The 24608-nt window shown below is 62.8% G+C and carries 18 protein-coding genes and 1 riboswitch; of the genes, 3 read left to right on the top strand and 15 right to left on the bottom strand.

What is annotated here, in order from left to right; genetic code table 11:
* Positions 1-254: 254 nt before the first annotated feature.
* The 13 genes from ACYQ8E_RS07960 to alr all read right to left on the bottom strand — a co-directional run bounded on the left by ACYQ8E_RS07960 (position 255) and on the right by alr (position 18545).
* A complete protein-coding gene (locus tag ACYQ8E_RS07960; protein WP_157471903.1) occupies positions 255-2369 on the bottom strand; it encodes a hypothetical protein in 2115 nt (704 codons plus the stop codon).
* 633 nt (positions 2370-3002) lie between these two features.
* A complete protein-coding gene (locus tag ACYQ8E_RS07965) occupies positions 3003-3698 on the bottom strand; it encodes a cytochrome c3 family protein (RefSeq protein ID WP_066728117.1) in 696 nt (231 codons plus the stop codon).
* Between the two features lie 204 nt (positions 3699-3902).
* A complete protein-coding gene (locus tag ACYQ8E_RS07970; RefSeq protein WP_066728118.1) occupies positions 3903-5018 on the bottom strand; it encodes an NHL repeat-containing protein in 1116 nt (371 codons plus the stop codon).
* 36 nt (positions 5019-5054) lie between these two features.
* On the bottom strand, positions 5055-6044 hold the full coding sequence (locus ACYQ8E_RS07975) for a cytochrome c3 family protein (protein ID WP_459860609.1): 990 nt from the start codon (positions 6042-6044) through the stop codon (positions 5055-5057).
* A gap of 309 nt (positions 6045-6353) precedes the next feature.
* A complete protein-coding gene (locus ACYQ8E_RS07980) occupies positions 6354-7478 on the bottom strand; it encodes a 6-bladed beta-propeller (RefSeq protein ID WP_066728121.1) in 1125 nt (374 codons plus the stop codon).
* Positions 7479-7767: 289 nt separating this feature from the next.
* Positions 7768-9732 (bottom strand): cytochrome c3 family protein, encoded by a 1965-nt coding sequence (locus ACYQ8E_RS07985; RefSeq protein WP_066728122.1) that lies wholly within the window; start codon positions 9730-9732, stop codon positions 7768-7770.
* Positions 9733-9937: 205 nt separating this feature from the next.
* A complete protein-coding gene (gene ccsB, locus ACYQ8E_RS07990; protein ID WP_066728123.1) occupies positions 9938-10795 on the bottom strand; it encodes a c-type cytochrome biogenesis protein CcsB in 858 nt (285 codons plus the stop codon).
* 203 nt (positions 10796-10998) lie between these two features.
* Positions 10999-12372, bottom strand: coding sequence for a cytochrome c biogenesis protein ResB (gene resB, locus ACYQ8E_RS07995; protein ID WP_066728124.1), 1374 nt, complete (start codon positions 12370-12372; stop codon positions 10999-11001).
* Positions 12373-12467: 95 nt separating this feature from the next.
* A complete protein-coding gene (gene purE, locus ACYQ8E_RS08000) occupies positions 12468-12992 on the bottom strand; it encodes a 5-(carboxyamino)imidazole ribonucleotide mutase (protein WP_066728126.1) in 525 nt (174 codons plus the stop codon).
* Between the two features lie 33 nt (positions 12993-13025).
* Positions 13026-14300: a phosphoribosylamine--glycine ligase gene (purD, locus tag ACYQ8E_RS08005; RefSeq protein ID WP_066728128.1), complete on the bottom strand. Its 1275-nt coding sequence runs from the start codon at positions 14298-14300 to the stop codon at positions 13026-13028.
* A gap of 211 nt (positions 14301-14511) precedes the next feature.
* On the bottom strand, positions 14512-16077 hold the full coding sequence (purH, locus tag ACYQ8E_RS08010) for a bifunctional phosphoribosylaminoimidazolecarboxamide formyltransferase/IMP cyclohydrolase (RefSeq protein ID WP_066728130.1): 1566 nt from the start codon (positions 16075-16077) through the stop codon (positions 14512-14514).
* 76 nt (positions 16078-16153) lie between these two features.
* Complete coding sequence (locus tag ACYQ8E_RS08015) at positions 16154-17383, bottom strand: ASKHA domain-containing protein (protein WP_066728132.1); 1230 nt, start codon at positions 17381-17383, stop codon at positions 16154-16156.
* 25 nt (positions 17384-17408) lie between these two features.
* Entirely contained in the window at positions 17409-18545 is a 1137-nt protein-coding gene (gene alr, locus ACYQ8E_RS08020) for an alanine racemase (protein WP_066728134.1), read from the bottom strand.
* Between the two features lie 147 nt (positions 18546-18692).
* Between alr and ACYQ8E_RS08025 the strand changes: the two genes are divergently transcribed.
* The 3 genes from ACYQ8E_RS08025 to thiC all read left to right on the top strand — a co-directional run bounded on the left by ACYQ8E_RS08025 (position 18693) and on the right by thiC (position 21885).
* Positions 18693-18878: a CooT family nickel-binding protein gene (locus tag ACYQ8E_RS08025; RefSeq protein WP_066728136.1), complete on the top strand. Its 186-nt coding sequence runs from the start codon at positions 18693-18695 to the stop codon at positions 18876-18878.
* 22 nt (positions 18879-18900) lie between these two features.
* Positions 18901-19010, top strand: a riboswitch (TPP riboswitch).
* Positions 19011-19110: 100 nt separating this feature from the next.
* Positions 19111-20514 (top strand): bifunctional hydroxymethylpyrimidine kinase/phosphomethylpyrimidine kinase, encoded by a 1404-nt coding sequence (gene thiD / locus ACYQ8E_RS08030; protein WP_066728138.1) that lies wholly within the window; start codon positions 19111-19113, stop codon positions 20512-20514.
* A 66-nt stretch (positions 20515-20580) separates the two neighbouring features.
* Positions 20581-21885 (top strand): phosphomethylpyrimidine synthase ThiC, encoded by a 1305-nt coding sequence (gene thiC, locus ACYQ8E_RS08035; RefSeq protein WP_066728140.1) that lies wholly within the window; start codon positions 20581-20583, stop codon positions 21883-21885.
* 100 nt (positions 21886-21985) lie between these two features.
* Here the strand turns inward: thiC and ACYQ8E_RS08040 are convergent, their stop codons facing one another.
* Positions 21986-22552, bottom strand: a complete 567-nt coding sequence (locus tag ACYQ8E_RS08040; protein ID WP_066728142.1) for a hypothetical protein — start codon at positions 22550-22552, stop codon at positions 21986-21988.
* A gap of 148 nt (positions 22553-22700) precedes the next feature.
* Positions 22701-24608 (bottom strand): arginine decarboxylase, encoded by a 1908-nt coding sequence (gene speA, locus ACYQ8E_RS08045; protein ID WP_066728144.1) that lies wholly within the window; start codon positions 24606-24608, stop codon positions 22701-22703.

Below are 24608 nucleotides of genomic sequence, written 5' to 3' on the forward strand. Positions count from 1 at the left end.
ACCGGGAAGGCGCATCAATGAGCAAGAAAACCTTGAGTTATCTACCTGATCCGCAGAAAATCAATAACAGATAGCCGGCAGGAAAATGTGTAGCCGCAGATGAACGCAGATTTTGGCAGAGGCTGACAACCGGCCTTCTTGCGGCCTTGGCTTTCATGTTATCTGGGTAGCCTGCTGCTAATGCCTGATTCGCTGCTTTTGCCTTCTTCCAGCTGCAGGAAAATCACAGGACAACGCAGCGAAGTGCCATCGACCTAGAAAATCTTGCGGACCTTGACCTCCCAGCGCTGTTCGTCGACATTACCGGAGGTCCCGTAATCGTAGGAAAGGGCTACCTGCAGCTTGGGATAATTGAACTGAGCGACCAGACCGCTGATCAAGGCACCAGAATAATTTAGATCGTAATCGATATACCGGGCCCGGGCCCCCAACAGAATGCGATGAATCGGATAATAGTTAAAACGCAAGCCGTATTCATTTCGGCGACTACTGCCTTGCAAGGGGACATCAATCCAGTCGGACTCGATGCGCTCTTCCAACTCGGCGATCTTGCGCACCAGACCGTTGACCGTGTACCAATTGTAGAGAGCCGTCTGGCGCAGACTCAAGCTCTGGGACGCTCCTTGCGGAAGATCCCGCCAGTAATAGTCGGCGCGCAGGGTCGTCTCCCAGCTCCTTCCCGGCGAGTACTGGAGGTCGGTTGAGTGCTGCCAGGCCCGGTCGGCATTTCCCTGGAAGGCAAAATTCGAGTCAACGCTGGCGGCGCCCTGCTGTGCCAGCTCCACACCGAGGGTCAGAGTGTTGGTCATCCGCGCCCGGAAATTCCGGCCGCTGTAGGAGAGGTCATGCCGGAAAAGCCACTGATCCAGGTCCTGGTCGTTGCGATGGAGGAAATCGTAGGTCGCTTCCAGGGCATTTCGCAGCCGGCCACCGATGTAATCCATGCGCGCCGTGCTGGTCGAGCGATAGGTCGTTCCGCTCACATCGGTCCTACTGTCGTTGGTTCCCACCAGATTGCCCGACGCCTGAGGAACCACCTGGTTCGTCATGTTGGCCCCGGCATCGCCGGTGAAATAGATGAACTTTTGCAATAACGAGGTCCGAAGCTTCCGGCTGACCTTGACATCCACCTCCCCCACGGCAACCTGTTCCCAGGCGGACAATTCCTCCTTGGCCGCCAGAGCGGAGTTGTCCTGCCCGGCGAAGTAGGCCGTGGACAGGGAGCCGAACCAGGCGACCTTGGGTGAATACTTGCTATTGCTGGCGACCTCGAGAGTTGCGCGGGCCGCCTGGCCCGAAGTGAAGTCCTGGTCCCGGGTCTCCACTTCCAGGCGCGGGGTAAGGATGTAGGGCCGGGACCGGTAAGCTTCAAGTTGCGCATCGAGATAGAGGTCGTCGTCCTGCAACCCGCGGCTTGTTGAGTCGAATAAATCCTGTTGTTTTTTGTGGCCGATCAACTTTAGGCGCCAGTTCGCATCCCGGGCGAGCCGTCCATTGGCGAAGACCGGAACATCGAGAACCCGTTCGACCCGGCTTCCGTTGCTGATACGATGGAAGGTGGTGAAGTTTGAAACGCTCCAGGCAGAGCGGTTGGCAACGGTAAAAAGATTAAGATCGTAACGCTTATCGTTGTACTGGGTGCGGCGATTTTGTGAATTGACCTCATAGGAGCCATCGGCGGAAATCTTAATCCAGTTGACCATGTTGATCCAGCGCCGCCGCATGGTTTCGTCGACCGTCCCCAGAATCCAGGTCTTGGTCTGATAGTCGTTTTCATGGTCCTCGTAGTCAACAAAATCTTTGAAACGGTAGTGGAACCAGTTATCCTTCTTGTTCAGCGAGACGAAGGCGAGCTGCCGATCGCGGTAATGGCTGGGGGTGAGAGCGTTGGTGTCCCTGACGTAGCTCTCCCTGTAGTCGAGCAGAATCCGGGGAAGCTGGGAAAGGGTATCCCGGTATCGTCCAAGGTAGGAACCGTTGCGGATACCAAGCAGCAGACTGGCGCCGCTGACGTAGTGCTGGCCGTTGAGAAGATCGGTGGCGATAGCGGGCTGCAACAGAAAACGGTTGTTCAGCGGTGCGACGGCGTCGTTGAGAAACTGCGACTGATGCAGATCATTGGAAAAGAGGTGCATGCGGAAGGGCAGGCCCCCGGGAGCGAGGAGCAGGTCGCCATTGTAGAGGACTTTGAGGCTGTCGAGGGAAATGTCCTGACCGTTGATTGCAGAGTCCAGATAGTTGAGCTCCCCCCCCAGGGCCAGGTCGTACTTGCCACCGCGTCCACCGTTGATCAGGCCCTTCTTGGACCAGAGCAGGGAATACTGCTGGGTGAAATGGTGGGCATCGACGGTCTTTTGGTCGTCTTCCATGCGCCGGTAGGTGGCGTAACTTAATTCCGCCGTCCCTCCGACGTCGGCCCTGGCCGGATCGGCAACCGAAATCAGGAGGAATAACGCAGCATATATAAAGAAAAAAAGACGCATTGGGCCCTATTTGCCAGTCCTAGTTGAATGTGCGCATGAAACTCTTCAAGGCAGGCGTGCAATTTCCATTCCTTCCACGACCGCCTAATGGAGGCAAAGAAACAGCCCGAACCTCCGGGCCAACACCCCTTAAACCGGCCTGAAAGGAGAACCTCCGTGGGGAATTCCCGCGCTATCGCAAGCCCTTTGCCGTCTTCTCACCAGGCCGCTGGAGCAGGTAAAAAACTGCGGAGCCCGTCAGGACCGGGCTCCGTTGGTGCCTGGCTTCGCAAACTACGAACAGGGGGAACACCAGGAGCCATTCCCGAATCAACGGCAAGTCCCAAATCACCCCGCGGATGAAACCGAATAGAACGCTGACAAACCCTATTCCTGGGCGCACACATTCCCCTCTCGGTTGCCGGAAGGACACCATAACCAGCCCGACGGCGTTTACACACCGTGCGCCATGCCTGGCGCACCCAAAAAAAGGGCGGGAGAGTTGCCTCTCCCGCCCTTCAACTTCCCGCAGGAAGAAACTTACTTGACGTGGCAGGTAGTACAGAGAGCCGAACCAGCGTTTGATTTAACCAGGAGTGGCTGACCAGCACCCTGATTGTGGACGTCGTGGCAGGAGGAGCACCACATCACGCCGGTGCTGGTAAACAGCGGCAGGACGTCAACAAACTGGTTCGGGGTGGTCTCGACCACGAACTCATTGGCACCCGCGTTAGTCTGAACAGTGCCGTAATCCATACCGATCGGGTGGTCGTTTTTCAGGGCCGAGCTACCGTCATTCAGGTTGGCCTGGGCGCCGACCACGTCATTGGGAGCGGTGAAGGTCGGCTGGGCGTTGCTGGCACTGGCCGGAGGATTATTCAGGCCACCGGCGAGGGAGGTGCCGTCATGACAGGAGTAGCAGAGCGGGGCGTCGGAAGCGTTGACTTTGGAAAGAACAGTCGTCGGGCTGGAAGCGCTGTCCAGGGTGGAGCTGTTGTAAAGGTCGGTGGCAGACCAGGTGCTGGCCGAAGTACCGCTGCGGTTCCACAGGGGAGCTTGGAACCCTGTGGTGCCACCATGCGGGGTGTGGCAGAAGACGCAGGACTCGTCAATGTTGGTCGACTTGACGGTGGCCGCGCTGCTGCTGGACAGGTCGTGCTTCGAGTTACGGATGGCGGCGAATGCCGGGGTGGCGAGCAGCGCGATGGCCGTCGCCAAAACAATTACCTTCTTCATTTCCTACCTCCTTGGTGTTTTGGGTGAGCTCTGGCTCCCCTCGATTTAAACCATCGGCCGGGTCCGGGACTCCGGCCTGCCTCTCAATGAGTCCAGCGATACGGTTTGCAATCTGAATGCCAATACTGAAAACTCAGAGAAAAGGCAGTTCTTTTTTGGATATTGCCTTGGAATCAGTTGATTGACCCAAAGTGGCTGGCCAAATCACCGAGGTTTGCTGCCCTCCTTTTCTTGGAGTTCTTTTTGGCGACGCTCGACCCGTTCCTCAATGCGTTTTAGCATCTCCGGGTCGAGGGGGTGTTCTTTCAGATATCTGGGCGTCAGAAACTGCCAGATGGTCACCGAACGATTGAAGGCATCGGTGATAAAAATACGATCGTTCTGATCGACAGAAACTGCTGTCGGCAAGGAAAACGCCAGCGGACTAGCACTACGTTCGCCACCAATGCGGGTCAGGGGGTTGCCCTCGGTATCGAAGACCAGCAGCGCCGCCTTGCGGGACTCAGCCACGTAGAGGTGATCTTCACTGTCAAAGGCGAGTCCGCGGGGTCCCTCGAATTGGAAGGCCTCGTCCCCACGCTGACCAAAACCATAGAGATATCTTCCATCAGCGTCGTAGACCAGAATGCGGGATTCGAGCTGAGCCGAGACGAAGACCCGACCCTTGGAATCGACGGCGATACCGTAGGGGGTGAATATCTGGCCACCCTTCTCTCCCCCGCCGCCGAAGGAAAAGAGATGCTCTCCTTCATAGTCAAAAACCTCGATTTTGCTGCCGACTACGTCGGTGACATAGATGCGCTTGAGTTTCTCGTTGAACGCCAGGAATCCAGGTTTTTGCAAGGTTCCCTTGCCGAACACGAAAAGCGGGGAACGGTCCGGTGCGAAGACAAAAACCTGCTGGGCTTGTGCGTCGCACACGAAAATCCGCCCGCTGCCGTCGAGGGCCACGCCGACTGGCAACCCGAAGATCGGCGACTTGGAAAAGAACTCCATCGTCCGGGCATTGAAGTCGACCACCCGCAGGTTGTGCAGGTCCATATCGGCTACGTACATCTTGCCGTGCCCGTCGGAGGCGACCCCCATGGGCTTTTGAAAGAAATGCAGCTCTTTCTTGCCGACGATGTTCTCCGCGAATTTCTCACCCTCGGTCTTGGGGAAGCTGTCCTCGGAGTAGTAGGTCATGATCCATTCCATCTTCGGGGTATCGGGTGGTGCAGGCCAGTAAACCTTCATGGGGGCTGGAGGCTTGGCACAGCCGGCAAAGATCAGCAGCCCAGCGAAAACGACAAGGGTCCGGCAGAGTTCTCTTTTCATCATCAGTAATCCTTGAAAGTAATTGGTTCCATTAACGAACTACTTTTGGTGACAAAGTTCGCAGAGACTGAAACGCCCATTTATGTTGCGAACGAAGAAATACTCCGTCTTCCCGCCGTGGGGATTGTGGCAGCTTACGCAGGACAGCTCCCGACCTGGCTGGGAGGGGTCCTGGACCCCCCTGAGGGGATGGGCCTCGCCCCGGATGCCGCGCACTACGTGGGGGGCCCCTGAGACCTTGGCATGACAGCTCAGGCACAGATCATTGATGGGCAGCACCACCTGGGCAGGGTTGTTGCTGGCATGGGCATCGTGGCAGACGCTGCAGAGGCCGACCGCCACCGGGCCGTGAACGAACTTGTTTTTTTTGAACTCGTCAACCTTCTCCTGGTGGCACTGGTTGCAGAGACCGGCGTCACCATCCGGCGACTGGTAGCGGTTGGGCTGGCTGTCGGGCTGGTGGCAGTAGGCGCAGCGAAAGGCCCCGGCCGGGCCATGGACGTACTTGTCCTGCAACATGCGCCGGTGGCAGGCAGCGCAGGGGTTGGTGTCCGGCGTGGTCTGGGCCAGCTGTTCGGGAGTCGGGTTCATATTGTGGCAGCCGGCGCAGAGGGCCTCCTTTTCCGGGCGGTGCATGACGAAAGTCGGAAAGTCCGTCGGTGGCAGATCGTAGGGTCCGGGCAGGTAGTAAACGGTCGCGGTCTGGTTCGCCACCACCTGGCCACCGCGATAGCCGGCAACCTTGACGACGTTGCGCCCCGGGTCGAAGGAGGGCTGCAGGATCAGGAAGTCCTGGAAAGCGGCCCGGTAATCGGCGCCGGAGATGTCGATGACGTCGCTCTTGGCGCCGTTGATCTCGACCGACATCCCCTCCAGCGGCGGTTGATCGCTCCCCTTGATGATCAGAAAATCGGAGCGGTGGACGGAGGTCTGGTCGGCCGGGTAGACGAGCTGGAGCGCCCGGGCCGGCAGCGCGCCGAGCAGACCGAGCGCCCAGACGTACAGCAAAATCCTGGTCAGTTTTTTCATGAGTCGCCCTTGCTTGTTAACGGGATTCAGTCCGGCAGGTTCGCGTTTTCGCGAATATCCGGGGTCCTTTCGACATTTTCTGCGACACGCATGCCAAGGCTGGCGAAAATTTCTGCTCACTGCAATCGAACGCGTCCATGGCGCTGGCGGCGACAAACGAGGCAGATCCGAAACCCTATTCGTGCGCAGATACACGCTGATTTTTAGCAGATGGAAATCCAAAACCCGATCAGGGTTTCAAGAACCGGCCATTATCTGCGTTCATCTGTGGCCAGCATCATTTTGATCGGCATTGCAAGGTCCCGGCCGTCACTGCACCCTATCCATATTCTTCAGCGCTGGCGGAAGGTAGGCCTGCCCCGGCTCGATGGGGTGCGCCTGCAGGTAGGCCTCGGTCAGGTACTGGTAGTGGTGGAGCATGCGATTCAGGCCATCGACGATCCAGATGCTCCCTTCGGCATCGACGTCGACCCCTTCGGGCATGTAAAACCCGCCCGGCACGACCTTGCCGCTGCCGCTCCAGTGTTTGCCGCCGATAGTCTGCAGGTAGCGGCCCTGGAGGTCGAAGATCACGAAGTTGTGAGCGAGCGAATCGGTGACGTAGATCTGGCCGAAGCGACTGACGGCAATGGACTTGGCCAGCTGAAACGACCCGGGATTGGTACCCCGGCTGCCAAAGGTCCGCAGAAAGTGCCCCTCGGGGTCGAAGATCTGGACCCGGGCATTGAGGGAATCGAGCACGTAGATGTTCCCCTGCGGATCGAGATCGAGGTCGAGCGGGAAGTTGAATTCCCCCTCACCACTTCCACGTTTACCGAAACTTCCCCGGAAGTCCCCTTCCAGGCCAAATAGCAGCACGGCCTGGCGTTCGGCATCGACCAGCAGCAGCCGCTGGCGGGCAGAATCGACGGCGAGGCCGACCGGCCGGTTCAGCTCCCCGCTTTTAAAGGAATAGAGCTCCTTGCCCTCCGGAGAAAAGACGAAGATCGCCTTCTGCAGGGAGTCGGCTACGTAAATCCGTCCCTGGTCATCCTCGGCGAGATCGACGGGGAGGCGAAAGGGAATATCCTTGCCATCCTTGTTCTGCAGGTAGCGAATCTGGTGCCCGGAAAAATCGAGAAAAAGGACCTTGCCGAGCCCGGCGTCGGTGACCAGGACCGAATCCTTGCGCCCGAGCACCGCCATTGGTTTTTCGAAAAGTGGCTGGGGTCTCTCTCGCCCTAAAATTGCGGTTTTCAAGGCATTTTCGCCGCCCTCCCTGACGTCCTGGTCGCTTTGGATGAAGCCGATGTACTCGATCCGCGGCTGGTTGGGGGGCAGCGGCCAGAAGAAGCGCTGGGTCTCCTTGGCCGGCGGCGGAGCGCAGGCGCCAACCAGCAGCAGGACCCCGAGGATCAGGCCAAAACGAAGTACCCTGGAAGCGGAAAGTTCCATCGTCACTGTCTTCTCCTGCTCCATCCCGCCCTATTCGAACAACCAGCGGGGAGAAACTGCTTGCGTTTGCCCCGGAAATTGCGGTACTGAGCCGGGGAAACTCCTATCTTTCCAAAACCTTACACACATTTTCGCAGGCCAGGGCCAAACCAGGAGACCCAAAAGCCCCCGCCTTATCGACATTCATCGGCAATTGCTGCGGCGACCAGGTCTTGACTCTGGATTCAAGGTCTTGCGAACTCGCCAAGGATAAGCAGCCCGGGCCGGGAGCGCAAGCCCCAATCTCGCCTTACGGGTTCTCCACCGCCTTGTAGCGGTTGTAGCTCTTCGGCTTATGGCAGCCGACGAAACAGGTGCCGCCGGCCTTGTTTGGCACAAAGTTGATCGGAATCTCCCACTGGCCGAAGTCGGGCACCTTGCTCAGGATCATTTTCGGCTGATCGGCGCCATGGACACCGTGGCAGACCTTGCAGACCCGCCCCTTGTCGGGCTTGTTGACATGCACCCGGTGCAGGTTGCGGTCGCCGTTGCGGAAATTGGTCGCCTCCGAAGTACGGGCGTACTCAAAGGCGGTGCGATCATGGCAGGTCAGGCAAAGGGCATAGCGCTCAGCGCTGTAGCTGGCATAGAACTCCTGCGGGTAGGCCGCTTTGAGCAGAGGGGGATAATCCGAGCCGTGGGGGGCGTGACAGGCCCAGCATTCGCCTGCCGCCACCGGCTCATGCCCGTACTTCTGCGCCTTGATCCTGAGCTCCATCTCTTCGTGGCAGCCATAGCACATCGAGGCGGCCGGCCCCGAGAACATCTTCGGATAGCCGGTGCCGTGGGGGTCGTGGCAGGCACTGCAGCCGCCATCGGTCAAGGCGCCATGCCGGGAAGAGCCTCTGGTCTCGGCTTCGATCTGGTCGTGGCAGGAAAAACAGAGGGCATCCCCCTGGGCCGGCAGCAGGTACTTCTGCCCGGCGCTGTGCGGATTGTGGCAGTTGGTACAGCCGTCAGCGACGATCGGGTGAACATCGGCCATCGTTCCCAGCTGCGCCTTGTCGTCGTGGCACATGAAGCAGAGCTCGTTGCCGGGCGCGGCGAGCTGGTTCTCCGCAGCGCTGGCATGGACATCATGGCAGGAGGTGCAGTCCCCGTCCTTGACCGGGCTGTGCACCACCTTGCCCGCGGCCTTGTCGTCATGGCACTCATTGCACAGCCTGGCGCCCGTCGCCGGCAGCATGAATTTGGTCTTGCCGCCATGGGGACCGTGGCAGGAGGTGCACTCGCCATCCGCCACCGGGGTATGGACGTGCGCCTTGCCAGCGGTCTTGCTCTCGTGGCACTCGTTGCACAGCCCGGAGCCGGCGGCCGGCAGCATCCCCTTCGCCTTGCCGGCGTGGGGGCTGTGGCAGGCGGTGCAGTCGCCGTCGGCCACCGGTGGATGCAGGACCTTTAACCCCTTGGTCTTGCTCTCGTGGCAGCTGTAGCAGAGCTTGGCCCCACTCGCCGGGAGCATCCCCTTCACCTTGCCGCCATGGGGGTCATGACAGCCGGTGCAGCCATCACTCTCGATGATCGGGTGGATATCCGCCATTCCGGCGGTCTTGCTGTCGTGGCACTCTTCGCAGAAGGCAGGCCCGGACGCCGGCAGCATCCCCTTCGCCTTGCCGGCATGGGGGTTGTGGCAGGCGGTGCAGTCCCCTTCCGCGACCGGTGGGTGCAACGCCGCCTTCCCCTGGCGCGGATCGTCGTGGCAGCTCAGGCAGAGCGCGGCGCCGGCTTCAGGGAGCATCCCCTTCGCCTTACCGGCGTGGGGGTCATGGCAGCTCGTGCACCCCGATTCGAGAGCCGGGTGGACGTCGGCCATGCCGGCCGTTTTATCCTCGTGGCACCTCAGACAGAGGGCCGTCCCCTCCTGGTAGAGGAAATTGGGGTAGCTGCTCTGGTGGGGGCTATGGCAACCGGTGCAACCATCGACCAGCGCCGGGTGGACGCTGCTCATGCCGTCGCTTTTGTTGTCATGGCACTGATAGCAGAGCGCGCTCCCGGCTGCCGCCAGCTTGAACGCCCCCTTGCCGCCGGGGTGGGCCTTGCCGGTCGCTTCGTGGCAGAGGTCACACTCGGCCGCGGCGACCGGGCCGTGAACAAAGCGCGCCTTTCCCATCACCGCATGGCAGTTCGCAGTCACACAACTATCCGCCGCCCAACCCGGCACCGCCATCAGCAGTAGCAGTGCCGCGACCGTCGGCAACAGGGCCATCCGTTTCATAACAGACCTCTCCTCCCGGGAACAATCACAAACCATGACCAGCGATTCCACGGGGTAGCATAAGCGCTATGCCCAAGGCCGGGACCGCTGCAGCAGACAGGCAGACCCCGGCGCCTCCTTCCGGATGTCGGAAGCAGCCAGGGCAAACCAGGTATGGGGAGAGCAAAATGTGCAAATTCCACGCCACAGGAGCGGAGCGGCCCGTTCAGCCGCCGCCGTAGGAGTGGAGGCCAGAGAGGACGAGGTTGACGCCGAGGTAGCAGAAGATGGTGGCGGCAAAGCCGATGATAGAGAGCCAGGCGGCGCGCTTGCCGACCCAGCCGCGGGTGAAGCGGGCGTGCAAAAAGGCGGCGTAGATGAACCAGACGATCAGGCTCCAGGTCTCCTTCGGGTCCCAGCTCCAATAGGTCCCCCAGGCGTAGTTGGCCCAGGCCGCGCCGGTGATGATCCCCAGCGACAGGAGCGGAAAGCCGATCATGATCGCCTTGTAGTTGATGTCGTCGAGGACCTTGGCGCTCGGGAAGAGGGCGAGGATGCCGCCGGCCGGGGCGTCGCCGCTCCCCCCCTCCTTGCCGACCTTGATCAGGTACATGATCGACACCCCGCAGGCGACCGCAAAGGCGGCGTAGCCGAGAAAGCAGGTAATGACGTGGTAGGTCAGCCAGTTGCTCTGCAGTGCCGGCACCAGCGGATCGATGGCGTCGTTGAGGCCGAGTTGGGCCCAGGTCATGCCGAGAAAGGCGAAGGGGACAACAAAGGCGCCGATCGCCCGCTGCTTGTACTTCAGGTCGACGAGGATGTAGATCAGCAGAATGGTCCAGGTGAAGAAGACCACCGACTCGTAGAGGTTCGACAACGGCGCCCGGCCGGCGTCGCCGAGCAGGGCGTAGGACTCGTACCAGCGTAGCCCGATCGCCGCGGTCTGCGCCGCAAAGCCAAGGTAGGCGAGGATGTTGCCGAGCAGAGAGATGGTCTTGCTGTGGGTGACGAGGTAGAGCAGGAACAGAATCATCGCCGAGAAGTAGCCGATGGTGACAAGATTGAAGAGCGTTGTGCTGGTCATAGCGCTAGGTCCTCCTTAAGGACGTTTAAATCCTGCCTAGTAACTCCAGATGGGCACGGCGTGGTTTCCGAATCGGAAACGAGGCATTTTTCGTTGTGGCAAGGAAATCGAGGACTTGCGCGGAGGCGTACACCGGTACGCCGCACAAGCAAGGCCGAAGATTGACGCCGCCACGGCGGAAAAGAGCCGTTTCCGGACGGAAACTACTTGAGTTCGTCGCGGAGCTGTTTCTTGAGGTCGTCGAAGAAGATCTCGAAGGCCGGCTGGTTGCGATGGGCGCTGCCGCCGATCTTGACCCCGACCTTGCCGCCGGCGAGGGGGAGCAGGGTGACCCAGATGCGCCGGTGGGAGAGGAAGAAGGCGGTCATCGAGCCGAGCACCAGCATCGCGCAGCCGAGCCAGACTACCCACACCCCCGGGTCCTTGGCGACCTGCAGCCCGGTGTAGTAGCGCTGCTCCATGTCGAGCAGGCTGAAGATGTAGTCGCCGCCGCGCTGGGCGTCGAACTCGGGAAACGCCTTGAGGACGACGAAGGAGCGGGCCTCCCCCTCGGGCGGGACCACTTCGATGCGCGCCGCCGCACCAAAATCCTGGAACGCTTCGGTCGAGTCGACGACCCGCACGCTGCCGCCGCCGGGCAACATCAGACGCTGCCCCTGGCGCCCGGCGAGCTCCTGCACCTCGCCGCTGGCGCGAACCTTGACCCGCAGCTTGATGGTCGGCTCGCCGGTCGGCCCGTAGCTCGACTGGTAGAAGGTGATCCCCTTGTAGGTGAGCGGGTCGTTGACGATGATCGGTCGCTGGTCGACCACGGTTTTGCCGCCGTCGATGACCGTCAGCACGCTCTTGAACTCCTTGGGCCGGCCGCCTCCGCCGCCACCGTAGAAGGAGACCGAAAAGTCGTCGCAGCGCACCTGGAAGCCGAGGTCGATCGGTTCGCTCGCCCCCCGCGCCCAGACCTTGTCGGTGGCGGTCCCTTCGACGATATTGACAAACGCCTTGTAGCCCCAGAGCGAGCCGATGATGGCGCCGACAAAGATGATGATGATCGAGAGGTGGGTGACGTAGACCCCGAAACGGGCCCAGGGCATTTTTTGCGCAAAGAGGTGAACCGCTCCCTCCTCGCCGGCGGTGACCACCGGTGTGGCGAAAGCCTTGCCGAGCAGGGCGGCGACGCGCTCGCGCAGCGCCTCGATCCCCTCTCCCTTGACCACCACCTCTTCGCTGTTGGGCAGGGTGCGGTAAAAGCTCTCGGCGGGGGCCAGGACCGGTTCATGGACCGTCTTCCAGACCTTGGGGAAGCGCTTGATCGAGCAGGCGATGAGGTTGAGGGCGAAAATCTCGAGCAGGCCGAGGAACCACCAGGAGTGGTACATGTCGGTGAAGTTGAGCGCGGTCAGCACCCGGTAGGTCGTCTCGCTGTACTCCTGCAGATACTCCTGCGGCGATCTCCCCTGCTGCACCACGGTGCCGATGATCGAGGTGATGGCGAGCAGGATCAGGGTGGCGATAGTCAGCTTCAGGGAACAGAAAAAATCCCAGAAAGCGGTGAGGAATTTCTGGTCCCGGGAACTCACAATAGGTCTCCTGAGGTTGGCGGTGATCGGTGACCGGCGAAGGGCTGCAGGGATCGTGCCGCAGGCCTGTCAATCCCCTCCCGGGAGTACGACCTTCAGATCAGCTTGTCTTCGGCGAGGCGCCGCTGCAGTGCCTGGGCCTTGGCCTCGACGCCGGCCGCCATCGACTTTTTCAGGTCGGCCAGGCGACCGGCCAGGGCCGTATCGCTGGTGGCAAGGATCTGCGCGGCAAAGATGCCGGCGTTGCGCGCCCCGGCCTTGCCGATCGCCATGCTCGCCACCGGGATCCCGGCCGGCATCTGCACCGTCGCCAGCAGGGCGTCGAGCCCGTCGAGGGCCGAGGAATCGATCGGCACCGCCACCACCGGCAGGGTGGTCTCGGCCGCCATCACCCCGGCGAGGTGAGCCGCGGCGCCGGCGCCGGCGATCAGCACCTTCAGCCCCCGCTCCCGGGCGCTGCGCACGTAGTGGCCGGTCCGCTCCGGGGTGCGGTGGGCGCTGGAGACGGTCATCTCGAAGCCGATGCCGAGCTCCTTGAGGGCCTTGGCGGCCTCGACCATCACCTCGTAATCGTTGTCGCTCCCCATCAGGATGCCAACCAGGGGTTTGTTTTCGCTCATGACACGCGCTCCGAAAGGGTTTCGTTCCGTGACTTAGGTTCTCTGCAGGGCCTTGCGGCCGATGTCGCGCCGGAAGTGGACGTCCTGCCAGCTGATCTTTTCGACACCGGCATAGGCCCTGGCAATCGCCGCGGCGACATCGCTCCCCAGCCCGGTAACCCCCAGCACCCGGCCGCCGGCGTTGACCAGCACCTCATCGCGCCGGGCGGTGCCGGAGTGAAACACGACCAGATCGTCCAGGTTCTCGGCGGCGCCGATGCCGCGAATCGGGTAGCCCTGGACGAATTTTCCGGGATAACCGCCACTCGCCATCACGACGCAGACGGCGGCCTTGTCATGCCACTCGAGGGCAGCCTGGGTCAGTTCGCCGCGGGCGCAGGCGAGGAGCACCGGAACGACATCCGACTTCATTCGCACCAGCAGCGGCTGGGCCTCGGGATCGCCGAAGCGGGCATTGTACTCGACCACCCGCGGCCGCCCCGCCTCGATCATCAAGCCGACGTAGAGGATGCCGCAATAGGGCGTCCCTTCGGCGGCCATGCCGTCGATGGTCGGCCGGACGATGGTGGTGACGATCTCTTCGGACAGCTCCGGGGTGACCACCGGCGCCGGGGAGTAGGCCCCCATGCCACCGGTGTTGGGGCCCTCGTCGTTGTCGAAGATCCGCTTGTGATCCTGGGCCGAAGCCAGCGGCAGGATATTTTTGCCGTCGGTAAAGGCAAAGAAGGAGGCCTCTTCGCCGGCCATGAACTCTTCGACCACGACGCTCGCCCCGGCGGCGCCGAAGACCTTGTCGAGCATGATCTCGTCAATGGCGGCGAGGGCCTGCTCGACGCTGGTGGCGACGATCACCCCCTTGCCGGCAGCAAGGCCGTCGGCCTTGACGACAATCGGCGCGCCCTGCTCGCGGATGTAGGCCGCCGCCGCTTCCCGCTCGGTGAAGGTCCGGTAGGCGGCGGTCGGGATGCCGTACTTGGCCATCAGGTCCTTGGAGAAGCTCTTGCTCCCCTCCAGCTGGGCCGCCGCCTTGCTGGGGCCGAAGATGGCAAGCCCGGCCGCCTGGAAGAGGTCGACGATACCCAGAGTCAGCGGCACCTCCGGCCCGACCACGGTGAGGTCGATCGCCTGGTCGAGGGCGAAATCACAGAGGGCGGTGATCTTGTCGGCCGGGATGTCGACGCATTCGGCCATTTCCGTGATGCCCGGGTTGCCCGGTGCACAGTAGATCTTGTCGACCAGTGGCGACTGAGCAATCTTCCAGACCAGGGCGTGCTCGCGGCCACCGCCGCCGACCACCAGAATCTTCATCAGCAAACTCCTTGGTTTAAATCAAAAACCGACGCCAAACTGATTCCCTCCCCAATCCATTAGTGGATTTGCGGACCCCGCAGCCTGATGAAGAAGCGAGCAATTTGCGTCGAGCTCAAGGCGCCCAAGGGCGGCCCGAGGAGGCGTACACCGTACGTCGACGAGGTCCGCACGCTGGGCAACGCCGAGATCGGCGTGAAGTGCTCGCTTCCTAGTGCCTAAAATGCCGCATCCCGGTAAAGACCATCGCCATGCCGTGTTCGTCGGCGGCGGCAATCACCTCTTCGTCGCGGATCGAGCCGCCCGGCTGGATCACCGCGACGATGCCGGCGGCGGCGGCGTTGTCGATGCCGTCGCGGAAGGGGAAGAAGGCATCGGAGGCCATCACCGAGCCCTGGACGGCGAGACCGGCGTGCTCGGCCTTGATCGCGGCGATACGCGCCGAGTTGACGCGGCTCATCTGGCCGGCGCCAACGCCGATGGTCATGCCGTCCCTGCCGTAGACGATGGCGTTGCTCTTGACGAACTTGGCGACCTGCCAGGTGAAGAGAAGGTCCTCCATCTCCTTCGCCGTCGGCTGGCGCTTGGTCACCACCCGGGTTTCGCTCAGCAGGGCGAGGTCGGCGTCCTGCACCAGCAGCCCGCCATTGACCCGTTTCAGGTCGAGGCGCGGCGCCGGCTTGGCCGGCCAGAAGCCACATTCGAGCAGGCGCACGTTCTTCTTGGCGGCGACCACGGCGATCGCCTCGGCGGTCACCTTGGGGGCGATGATCACCTCGACGAACTGCTGATCGCAGATCGCCTTGGCGGTGGCACCATCGAGTTCGCGGTTGACGGCGATGATGCCGCCGAAGGCCGACTCGGTATCGGTGGAGAAGGCGCGCTGGTAGGCCTCGAGCAGATCCTTGCCGAATGCGACGCCGCAGGGGTTGGCGTGCTTGACGATGACGCAGGCCGGCAGCTCACTGAACTGCTTGACGCACTCAAGGGCGGCGTCGGTATCGGCGATGTTGTTGTAGGAGAGCTCTTTCCCCTGCAGCTGGCGGGCGGTGGCGATCGACGCTTCCTTGGCCCTCTTCTCGACATAAAAGGCCGCCCCCTGGTGGGGGTTCTCGCCATAGCGCATTCCCTGGGCCTTGTGCACCTGCAGGGTGTAGGTCGGCGGGAAGGTGGCATCCTCTTCCCCGAGCTGGCGGCCGAGCCAGTTGGAGATGGCGCCGTCGTAGGCGGCGGTGTGCTGGTAGACCTTGACGGCGAGACGGAAGTTGGTCGTGCGGGAGACCGCGCCGCCGGCGTTTTTCATCTCCTCCAGTACCGGTGCATAGTCGGCATGGTCGACCAGCACGGTGACGTCGCGGTTGTTCTTCGCCGCACTGCGCAGCATGGTCGGCCCGCCGATGTCGATATTCTCGATGGCGTCCTCCAGGGAACAGTCCGCCTTGGCCACCGTCGCTTCGAAGGGATAGAGATTGACAACGACCATGTCGATCGGCTCGATGCCGTGCTCGGCCATCTTGGCGACATGGGCCGGGTTGTCGCGCATACCGAGCAGGCCGCCGTGAACCTTGGGGTGGAGGGTCTTGACCCGGCCGTCGAGCATTTCGGGGAAGCCGGTAAATTCGGAGACATCCTTGACGGTGAGCCCCTCCTCGCGCAGCAGCTTGGCGGTGCCGCCGGTAGAGAGAAGCTCGACGCCGAAACCGGCCAGTTCCCGCGCCAGGGCGGCGACGCCGGTCTTGTCCGAAACACTGATCAGAGCACGCTTGATGACGGCCATGGGGAGAATCCTTTCGCGGGCGAATGGCGTTTACAGTGACGCCAGAAACAGAAAAAAACCGTCGCAGGGCGGTTTTTCAAAAATCGAGAGCTTTCAGAAACCCCTGTTGAAACGCCGGCGTCCCGGAGAGGGGGTTCGGGGTCAGATTTGCGGCCAGCGCCTCGACCCGGTCCACGCCATCGGTTGCCAGCAGCATCCGGCCCACTCCGGCCAAGGCTCCGGCGGGGACAAAGCGTACCTTATCTACCACGTCCGGCGGCAACAAGGCAACCTTTTTCAGGTCTTCCGGGGCAAGCGAGAGGCCGAAAGCGCCGGTCACGACCACCTCCCGGACCTGGTCGCCGGCTGCCCCCGCCCGTTGCAGCAGCGCCGCAACCCCCGCATGCAGGGCCCCCTTGGCGAGCTGGAAACTGCGGATATCCTGCTGGGTCAAAAACAGCTCGCAGCGGGCGTCGCGGTAAAGGTGCAGGCGACGCCCCTCCGGCCCTTCGACCAGGTAGCGGGCGAGGTTGCTGCCAACCGTCAGCGGATCGACCAGGGTGCCGGCTTGGTCGATGAGCCCGGCGCCGCGGGCGGCGGCAATCGCCGAAACCAGCCCGCTGCCGCAGAGACCGCGGGGCGGAGCGCCACCGGCGACGGTCAGTTCCAGCCTCTCCCCCTGCACCCGGACCGCGGTCACCGCACCGGGACCATAGTCGATCCCGCAGCTGATTTCGCCCCCCTCGAAGGCCGGACCGGCCGCCACCGAGGTGACCCAGCAGTTGTTACCATCGAACCAGGCGATTTCCCCGTTGGTGCCGATGTCGAGCAAGAGGCGGCCGGGCGCCGCGTCCTGGCCGTAAAGAAAGGCAACCAGGTCGCCGCCGACATAGCCGGAGACGAGGGGGAAGAGGTAGAGCGGCACCGGCAGCGCCAGGCCCAGGGCGGCGGCGTCAAGCTGCACCCCGCTGCGCTGGGGGGGACGGTAGGGAGGAAACAGGACTGCATCGACCGGCAGGCGCTGGAGCAGGAGACTGACGGCCGGATTGGCGGCGGCCGCCGCCGCGGCGATCGCGCCGGGCGAACAGCCGGCCTGGCGGCAGAGGAGGGTGGTCAGCCCGTTGATGGCGGCGACCAGGGTCTGCTGCAGGGGGAGCGCGGCTCCGCCCCGGGCGGCGGCGAGGCGGCGGATCACATCCCGCCCCTGCGCGACCTGGGGGTTGGGCGCCCGCGTTTCGGCACAGATCCGCCCCGCGCCATCGAGCAGACGGGCACCGAGGGTCGTGGTACCAAGGTCAAAGGCGATGCGGAGATCGGATATGTTCATAGCCGTGGATTCCGGGGCGCGGAGATCAGGCCGGGCCCGGTTCCGGGTTGAGATAGACGCGCGGCACCCGCTGACTGATCAGGCAGAAGACTTCGTAGCTGATGGTGCCGATGCGCCCGGCCCATTCCTCGGCGGTGACCTCTTCGGAGCCGTCCCGACCGAGGAGCGTCACCCGGTCGCCGACCGCTACGGCGGGAACATCGGTGACATCGACCATCGTCCAGTCCATGCAGACGGTACCGGCCACCGGCGCCCGGTGCCCCCGGACCAGGACCTCGCCGCAGCCGGACAAGCGCCGGGCATAGCCGTCGGCGTAGCCGACCGGCAGGGCGGCGATCAGGGTCGGCCGACTCGCCACAAAGCGGTGGCCATAGGAGACCCCCGCGCCCGGGGGGACCGCCGTGAGCTGCGCAATGGTGGTGTAAAGGCGCATTACCGGGCGCAGGTCGATCTCTCCCGCCAGGTAGTCGGCCGGCAGGCCGCCATAAAGGGCAATCCCCGGGCGCACCAGGTTGCAGTCGGGCAAAGCCGGGCCATAGAGTCCGGCGCTGTTGCTGAGATGGACGAGAGCGGGAGCGAAACCGGCGGCGCGAACCGTCCCCAGCATCGCGCGGAACCGTTCCGCCTGGGTCTGGGTAATAGGGTGATCGGCCTGGTCGGCGAGGGCGAAATGGGAGATCAGCCCCGCCATCTCCAACCCGGGGAGGTCGGCGAGCCGGGGGAGGACTGCGGGGAGGTCGGCGGGGACGAAACCGAGGCGCCCCATCCCCGAATCGACCTTGAGGTGATAGCGGCAGCTACGCCCGGCGGCCATGGCGGCCGCGCTCAGGCGCCGGGCCGCGGGCAGATCGAAAATCACCGGGGTGAGATTCTGGTCCAACAGCAGCGCTTCTTCACCCGGCGCGGCGCCCCCCAGCACCAGGATCGGCCGCTGAATCCCCCCCTGGCGCAGGGCGGTCCCCTCCGCCACCATCGCGACGCCAAAATAGTCGGCGCCGCAGGCCTGCAAGGTCCGGGCGACCGGCAGGGCGCCATGGCCGTAGGCGTCGGCCTTGACCACCGCCAGCAGCTGGCGGCCGGCCCCGGCCTGGCGACGAAGCAGGCGGAAGTTATGGCGCAGGGCGTCAAGATCGATTTCGGCGAAGGTAGGTCGTAGGGGCATCGGGCGCGGCCTTTACAGAGGGGAAAGAGGATTTTTAACATGGGGTCAGGACGGCTGTAAAGAGAAACCGGGCGCGGACGGGCGCTTGGGGTTGACAGCCTTTGGCGAATCCGCTAGTCTTGGCAAACTTTATTTGAGGAGTGTGCCATGTGCCTGGATCACGGTAGTTTTTTGCTTGTTCAGGGTGACAAAGAGACCCCCCTGGAGCATGTCGCCACCCTGCTCCCCGGCACCGGCAATCTGCGCCTGGTCGATGTTTACGGCAAGATGCGGGAAATCGCGGGGACCATCGAGGAGATCGATCTGCTCAACCGGCGCATCGTTCTTGCCTGAAATAGGCCGCAGGACCACATAGCCAGACCGCTAGGGGAGTAGTTGCTACTGAGAGTTCCGCCGACCATCGCGGAACGACCCTTTGAACCTGATCCGGGTCATTCCGGCGTAGGGAAGCGGCGCGTTGCCAGGATTCAAATCCGACGCCGCACGCCGTAACAGAGGCTGCGGCGTTTTCTATTGGGAGCAGCGCCGGCAAATACACATAGAATTCCGACACGAAAGGCCCGCGATGATCGGCGGACTCTACCTGGTCACAGATGAAAACCACGACGGGCGTCTCCTGGAGCGGGTCTTCGCGGCCCTCAAGGGGGGCACTGCCATGGTCCAGTATCGCTGCAAGGCCGGCAATGCCGACCTCGAGGCGGCGCGGGCCATAGCCGCCGCCTGCCGCGACTTCAAGGTCCCCTTCCTGGTCAATGATTCGGTGGAACTGGCGCTGGCCTGTGATGCCGACGGCGTTCACCTCGGCCAGGGGGACCAACCGGCGGTCGAAGCGCGCCGCCTGCTTGGCCCCGGGAAGCTGCTCGGCGTTTCCGCCCACACCGTCGAGCAGGCGCTGAAAGCGGAAATGCAGGGGGCCGACTATCTCGGCGTCGGCACCATCTTCCCGACGCAAAGCAAGGACGACGCCCACCCGGCCGGCCTGGCGGTCCTCAAAAAGATCCGCATGGCGGTGAAGATTCCGCTGATCGCCATCGGCGGCATCGCGGCCAGCAACTGCGCCGAGGTGATCGCCGCCGGAGCCGACGGCGTCGCGGTGATCTCCGCCGTCATGGGCGACCCCCGACCGGGGCTCGCGGCACGGGAGATTGCCCTGCAGTTCAACGCCAACGCCCCCCTCCCCCGCGGCCGGGTGCTGACCATCGCCGGCTCCGACTCGGGGGGCGGCGCCGGCATCCAGGCCGACCTCAAGACGATCACCCTGCTCGGCGCTTACGGCATGAGCGCCCTGACCGCGCTGACCGCCCAGAACACCCGGGGGGTGCGCGGCGTCCACCCCTGCCCCCATGCTTTTGTCGCCGACCAGATCGAAATGGTCCTGTCCGATATCGGCGCCGATACCATCAAGACCGGCATGCTCTTTTCTGCCGACATCGTCGCCCTCGTCGCCGAAGCGATCGAGCGCCATACGCTGCTGGCCGTCGTCGACCCGGTGATGATCGCCAAAGGGGGCGCCCCCCTGCTGCAGCAGGATGCGGTCGAGGTACTGCGCCAGGTGCTGCTCCCCCAGACCTACCTGCTGACCCCGAATCTTCCGGAGGCGGAGGCCCTCTCCGGCGTCTCGGTGGAAAGCGAAGCCGACATGGAACGGGCCCTTTTCAAACTGCGGGAGATGGGCCCTCGCAACGTCCTGCTCAAGGGGGGGCATCTCGATGGCGAAGCCGTCGACCTGCTCCTCGCCGGCGACACCCTTCACCGCTTCCCCGCCGCGCGCATCGCGACCCGCAACACCCATGGCACCGGCTGCACCTACTCGGCCGCCATCGCCACCTTCCTCGCCCAGGGTCTTCCGCTGGTGGCGGCCGTGGGCCGTGCCAAGCTCTTCATCAATGAAGCGATCCGCACGAGCACATCCCTGGGGAGCGGCCACGGCCCGGTCAACCACTGGCAGGCAGCGAAGAACCTTTCCTAAGTCCTATACGTCCCATGGGACCTGTTGCACCCCTGGGACCCATAAACACCACCGAGGAAATAAGACATGACGACACTCGAAGCGGCCCGTCAGGGCATGATCACCGACCTGATGCGCCAGGCTGCGACCGTTGAAGGGATCGACGCCGAACTGCTGCGCAGCCGCATCGCCGAAGGGACCGCCATTATCTGTCACAACCGGAGCCGCAAGAACGGCATTCCGCTGGCGGTCGGCAAGGGGCTGCGCACCAAGATCAACGCCAACATCGGCACCAGCAAGGACGACACCAGTATCGACAAGGAGCTGGAAAAGGCCCGGGTGGCGGTGGCGGCGGGCGCCGATGCGATCATGGACCTCTCCACCGGCGGCCCCATCGACGAGATCCGTGCGGCGATCATCGGGCAGACCGAGGTCTGCATCGGCAGCGTGCCCCTCTACCAGGCGGCGGTCGATACCGTGGTCCGCAAAAAGAAGGCGATGGTCGACATGACCGTCGACGAGATCTTCGCCGGAGTGAAGAAGCACCTCGACGACGGCGTCGACTTCATCACCGTCCACTGCGGGGTGACCCGCGCCACCGTCGAGCGCATGGATCGCGAGGGACGGATCATGGAGGTGGTCTCCCGCGGCGGCTCCTTCACCATCGAGTGGATGACCCACAACGACGCCGAAAACCCCCTCTATGAGCACTACGACCGCCTGCTGGAGCTGGTCAAGCCCTACGATGCGGTCCTCTCCCTCGGCGACGGGTTCCGCCCGGGGTGCCTGGCCGACGCCACCGACCGCGCCCAGATCCACGAACTGATCGTCCTCGGCGAGCTGACCCAGCGTGCCTGGGCGGCCGGCGTCCAGGTGATGATCGAGGGCCCCGGCCACGTTCCCCTCGACCAGATCGCAACCAACATCCAGTTGCAGAAACGCCTCTGCCACGGCGCCCCCTTCTACGTCCTCGGCCCGCTGGTCACCGATATCGCCCCCGGCTACGACCACATCACCTGCGCTATCGGCGGCACCGTCGCTGCGGCGGCCGGCGCCGATTTCCTCTGCTACGTCACCGCCAGCGAGCACCTGCGCCTGCCGACGGTGGAGGATGTCCACGAGGGGGTGATGGCGAGCCGCATCGCCGCCCATGCCGGCGACATCGTCAAGGGAGTGAAAGGAGCGCTGGAAAAGGACATCGCCATGGCCAGGTGCCGCAAGAACCTCGACTGGGAGGGGCAGTTCGCCCTCGCCCTCGATCCGGCCAAGGCGCGGCGGCTGCGCGCCGAGTCGGGAGTCGACGAGGAGCACGGCGCCTGTACCATGTGCGGCGAATTCTGTGCCTACAAGGTGATGAACGAACGGCAGGGGAAAATTTCCGCGGCCCACTGATCGCCGGAGGTCCTCACCGAAAGATGCAACGAGCCCGGCAGGAATCCCCTGCCGGGCTCGTAGTTTATATTGGATTCGCCCCCTCAGAAAATAGGGCGCGTCACTTCACCTTCTCTATCCGCTCCATGACGTAAACAATGCCGCCACCGAACTTGGAACGGACTTTTTCATACGAAACCTTGACCTTGTCCCCGACAGTGGGGTCATAACCAGCGGGCACCATCTCCATGCCGCGCTTCCGCTCCATCGACAGTCGCTCACCAGAAGCGGGGAAGTCGAAACGGATGCTTTTGCGGCCGATCTCGACCACCGTGCCGACGGCGGGAGAAGTCAATTCCTTGCGATTGGGGTCCATCTTGACCAGGGTCAGGGTCGATACCGCGAGGACGTCCTCACCATTCTTGAGCATCTTTTTGTAGTAGGTGAGCTTGACGGTATCCCCGGCGACCGGGTTGTAATCCGCCGGAGAATAGCGGGTCTCCCGGCCGGTATTGTACTTGACCCCCTCACCCTTCCCTTGCGCCCGCAGGACCACCCCGGAAAAACCGCTTTCCAGGATCACGCCGGTAACCGCCATCTCCTCGGCCCGGGACGGCCCGGCCTGCAAAGCGACCAGCATCAGTGCCATCCCCAGCCAGACCAACTGCCTTCCGATTCTGCCTGCCATAGCAACCCCCTTGTTCAGGCCTTTACGCTCGCGGCCTTTGACCTCGCGTCGGCTCGGCCGGGAAGCCCCACGCTCCCGGCTTCGACGTTACCAGATGTATACCTGAATCGGGCGCCGATGCAATCCCTTCCCGCCAGGAAACCGCCAGTTACTCCCCGAGGTAGGTGTAGGAGACCAGCGCCTTGTCGAGCAGTTCGAGGAAGTGGCTGGTCTCCTCGAAGGAGACCTTGCGCGAGGCGACGTTCTTCTCCAGGGTGTCGCGCACGTGCTTGAGAATCTCCGGCCCCTTGTACTGCACGTACTTGAGACTCTCCCAGGTGGCGTCACCGCTGATCACGGTATCGATCTTGTAGCTGGTCTTCTTGTTGAAGGTGACATGCACGGCGTTGGTGTCGCCAAAAAGGTTGTGCATGTCACCGAGGATCTCCTGGTAGGCGCCGATGAGGAAAAAGCCGATGTAATAATCCTCGTCGGCGCGGATCTTGTGGATCGGCAAAAACTTGGTGCGCCCCTGCTCGCCGACAAAGCTGGTGATCTCACCGTCCGAGTCGCAGGTGATGTCGGCGATACTGGCCATCACGTCCGGCTTCTGGTTGAGGCGCTGGATCGGCACGATCGGGAAGAGCTGGTCGATGGCCCAGGAGTCGGGAACCGACTGGAAGAGGGAGAAGTTGGCAAAGTAGGTCTGGCGCAGCGAAAGCTGAAAGTTCTGCAGTTCGTCGGGAACCGGCTTGATGCGCTCGACGATGCCGTTGATCTTGATGAAGATCTTGCTGCAGAGCCACTCGGCAAGGGCGCGGTCGTGGAGATTGAGGTAGCCGAGATTGAAGAGGCTGACCGCCTCCTGGATCAGCTGGATGGTGTCGTGGTAGTCCTCGCGCAGGGAGTGGCGGTCGAGGCTCTGGTAGATGTCGACTAGCTTCTTCACCGTCGGCGAGAGCTTTTCCGCCCCTTCCAGGATGGCATCGTAGTCCGGCAGGGCATTCTGGGTGTTGGTGTTGAGGATATTGGTGATCAAAACCGAGTAGTGGGCAACCGTGGCGCGCCCCGACTCGGAAATGATATTGGGACAGGGAACGCCGGCATCGTCGCAGATGTTTTTCACCTGGTAAATGACATCGTTGGCGTATTCTTCGACCGTATAGTTGACGCTCGAGAAGTAGCTCGACTTGGAGCCGTCGTAGTCGACCCCCAGGCCGCCGCCGATGTCCATGTACTGCAGACCGACCCCCATCTTGACCATTTCGGCGTAGATGCGGCTCCCTTCGATCAGGGCGTTCTTGATCTTGTCGATCTTGGTGATCTGGCTGCCGATGTGGAAGTGCAGCAGCTTCACCGTGTCGAGCATCTCCTGCTCGCGCAGGATCTCCACCGCGGCCAGCAGCTCGGAGATTTTCAGGCCGAATTTGGCGTCGTCGCCACCGGAGGTCGCCCACTTGCCGGTCCCCTTGGAGGAGAGCTTGACGCGGATGCCGAGTTTTGGCGTGATGCTGGTCTTCTGGGCGAGCGCGATGATCTTCTCCAGCTCGAAGAGCTTCTCGACGATGATGGTGATATCGAAGCCGATGCGGGTGGCGTAGAGGACCATCTCGATGAACTCGTTGTCCTTGTAGCCGTTGCAGAGGATCGGCAGCTGCTCGCCGGCGGCGAAGGAGATGGCCGCCACCAGCTCCGGCTTGGAGCCGACCTCGAGGCCGATGTTGTGCTTCTTGCCGAAGTTGGCGATCGCCTCGACCACCTGGCGCTGCTGGTTGACCTTGATCGGATAGAAGGTCTGGTAGCCGGCCGGGTAGTCGTTCTCGGCAATGGCATTTTTAAAGGCGCGGTTGATGGCGGCGATGCGCCCCTGCAGGATATCCATGAAGCGGATCAGGATCGGCGGCTTGATCTTGCGCTTGATCAGGTCGTCGACCAGCGCCCGCAGGTCAATGGAGTGCTTGGAGGTCGGCGTCGGGTGGACGCAGATATTCCCCTTTTTGTTGATCGAAAAGAGATCGGATCCCCAGCCGGGGAGGTTGTAGATCTTCGCCGAGTTGGCAACACTCCATCGTTCCAT

It is taken from the genome of Desulfuromonas carbonis, assembly GCF_054658035.1.

Bases quoted from the DNA above. Each gene is read 5' to 3' on its own strand.
- ACYQ8E_RS07985 (WP_066728122.1), bottom strand. From the start codon at position 9,732: ATGAAACGGATGGCCCTGTTGCCGACGGTCGCGGCACTGCTACTGCTG.
- ACYQ8E_RS08025 (WP_066728136.1), top strand. From the start codon at position 18,693: ATGTGCCTGGATCACGGTAGTTTTTTGCTTGTTCAGGGTGACAAAGAG.
- thiC (WP_066728140.1), top strand. From the start codon at position 20,581: ATGACGACACTCGAAGCGGCCCGTCAGGGCATGATCACCGACCTGATG.
- ACYQ8E_RS07965 (WP_066728117.1), bottom strand. From the start codon at position 3,698: ATGAAGAAGGTAATTGTTTTGGCGACGGCCATCGCGCTGCTCGCCACC.
- thiD (WP_066728138.1), top strand. From the start codon at position 19,111: ATGATCGGCGGACTCTACCTGGTCACAGATGAAAACCACGACGGGCGT.
- ccsB (WP_066728123.1), bottom strand. From the start codon at position 10,795: ATGACCAGCACAACGCTCTTCAATCTTGTCACCATCGGCTACTTCTCG.
- ACYQ8E_RS07970 (WP_066728118.1), bottom strand. From the start codon at position 5,018: ATGATGAAAAGAGAACTCTGCCGGACCCTTGTCGTTTTCGCTGGGCTG.
- speA (WP_066728144.1), bottom strand. From the start codon at position 24,608: ATGGAACGATGGAGTGTTGCCAACTCGGCGAAGATCTACAACCTCCCC.
- ACYQ8E_RS08040 (WP_066728142.1), bottom strand. From the start codon at position 22,552: ATGGCAGGCAGAATCGGAAGGCAGTTGGTCTGGCTGGGGATGGCACTG.
- purD (WP_066728128.1), bottom strand. From the start codon at position 14,300: ATGAAGATTCTGGTGGTCGGCGGCGGTGGCCGCGAGCACGCCCTGGTC.
- ACYQ8E_RS07980 (WP_066728121.1), bottom strand. From the start codon at position 7,478: ATGGAACTTTCCGCTTCCAGGGTACTTCGTTTTGGCCTGATCCTCGGG.
- purE (WP_066728126.1), bottom strand. From the start codon at position 12,992: ATGAGCGAAAACAAACCCCTGGTTGGCATCCTGATGGGGAGCGACAAC.
- ACYQ8E_RS07960 (WP_157471903.1), bottom strand. From the start codon at position 2,369: ATGGAAGACGACCAAAAGACCGTCGATGCCCACCATTTCACCCAGCAG.
- ACYQ8E_RS07975 (WP_459860609.1), bottom strand. From the start codon at position 6,044: ATGAAAAAACTGACCAGGATTTTGCTGTACGTCTGGGCGCTCGGTCTG.
- ACYQ8E_RS08015 (WP_066728132.1), bottom strand. From the start codon at position 17,383: ATGAACATATCCGATCTCCGCATCGCCTTTGACCTTGGTACCACGACC.
- purH (WP_066728130.1), bottom strand. From the start codon at position 16,077: ATGGCCGTCATCAAGCGTGCTCTGATCAGTGTTTCGGACAAGACCGGC.
- alr (WP_066728134.1), bottom strand. From the start codon at position 18,545: ATGCCCCTACGACCTACCTTCGCCGAAATCGATCTTGACGCCCTGCGC.